General features: G+C 49.4%; 1 protein-coding gene. It reads left to right on the forward strand.

All coding sequences use genetic code 11. The features are described from left to right. Nucleotides 1–1,641, forward strand: a 1,641-nt coding sequence (locus J5224_RS26170) for an RHS repeat-associated core domain-containing protein (protein ID WP_264628103.1), incomplete at its 5' end; no start/stop codon positions are given. Nucleotides 1,642–1,856: the final 215 nt, after the last annotated feature.

Below are 1,856 nucleotides of genomic sequence, written 5' to 3' on the forward strand. Positions count from 1 at the left end.
CCAGATGCCTATGGTCATGCCATGTCAGGGCAGACCTACCGTTATGATGCGTTGACCAACCTGACGTCGGTGACGACTACATTGGCAGACGGCACCTCGGATACCGCGACCTATCATTATGCCAATCCGCAAGACCCGACCCAACTGACCTCTGTAACCCATACCCACAGTGGTTTTCCGCCGAGCATTGCGTTGCAATATGATGCGAATGGCCGGATGACGCAAGACGATGCCGGGCGCACGCTGGGATACGATACATTGGGACGTCTGATAGCGGTCAGTGGCACGGGTATCAGCGGCGGTGGCTACGGCTATGACGCGCTGAACCAACTGGTGAGCCAACAGGTGAGCAGCAGCGACAGGCGCCAGTTGTATTACCGTGCGGATGAGCGGGTGAATGAAACGCTGATGCAACAGAGCCGGGAATTGCGGCTGATCAAAGCGGCACATACCTGTCTGGGCGTCAGTGACGGCGCTCGGCTGACGCTGACCGGAAGCGACAGCAAGGATAGCCTGCTGTGGTCGCGGGAGGGCGGGCAGGCGACAGGCAGCCTGCATGTGTGGTCACCGTACGGCAGCGGAGACGTGACTGACCTGCTGCCCGGTTTTAACGGTGAGCGGGTCGATCCGGTGAGTGGCACCTACCACCTCGGTAACGGTTATCGCGCCTACAACCCGGTGCTAATGCGTTTTAACTGCCCGGATAGTCTGAGTCCGTTTGGTGCCGGTGGGATAAACCCCTATGCTTACTGCGCGGGCGATCCGGTGAATTACATGGACCCGTCTGGTCACCTGAGTTGGCAGGCGATCACCGGCATTATTGCCGGGGCGATCGGCATTGGACTGGCGGCGTTTACCGCCGGGGCATCCATTGCGGCAGCGGGTGGGGTAGTTGCGGCCATTAATGCGGCATCAGCGACCTCATTGATTGTGGGTGGGCTGGCCGTGGCGGCAGATGTTACTGCTATTGCCAGCGGTGCGACTGAGGCGGTGAACCCAGAGGCTTCGAGCGTGTTGGGATGGGTGTCGTTGGGGTTGGGTCTTGGTTCACTGGGAGTATTGGGTAGAGGTGCGTACAATTCATTAAGTAAAATAGCTTCAGGGAAATCAAACACTACCGTTCAATTGGGTGGTAAAGTGACTGATTTCCGATTAGTTGATGCTCATGTAGGTATGTTTACCGATGTATATAAAAATGAGCAAAGATTAAATATTTTTTCTCATGGGCAGCATGTCAACACAATGAGGCCAGGACAAAAAACACCTATGGGTTCGTATTTGATAAATAATGGTAAATTACTAAATTCGACAGATTTTGTAGAGCAAACAGTCAAAAGTGGTATTGATTTCTCACAGTATAAATATTTGAGGGTTGTTGCGTGTCATTCAGGTGATGGCGATTCATTATCATTTGCTTCTCAATTAAATATCTTAACGCAAAAACCCGTTAAAGGATATAAAGGCGTTGTGAATGTTGATTTAAGTATCGAGCCAGATTATTATTATTCTATATTTAAAAATAGATACGGAAATCGACCTGATGCATTTATTGAAGAGGTTCTATCTCCGGAGAAGAAGCCATTTAGAGTGCTCAAATTAGGTAAGGGTGTTAATTATAAACCAATCTACTTCGGCTATTAACTGATGAGTTTTATGGTGTGTTATATCTTTAAAGTGAGAGGTTTGACTCTCAAGAAAAATTTTCTCGAGAGCTTTAGGTGACGTTCGCAATAATATATATAATGCATATTATATATGGACAAAATAACGTCTGCTTTCTCACCAATAATGCTCACTGGTAATATGCCCCGGACGACGGCGCAGATCCTTGGTCATTTCCCTTTGTTCTTTCAGGC

The organism is Candidatus Symbiopectobacterium sp. NZEC135, from assembly GCF_025962695.1.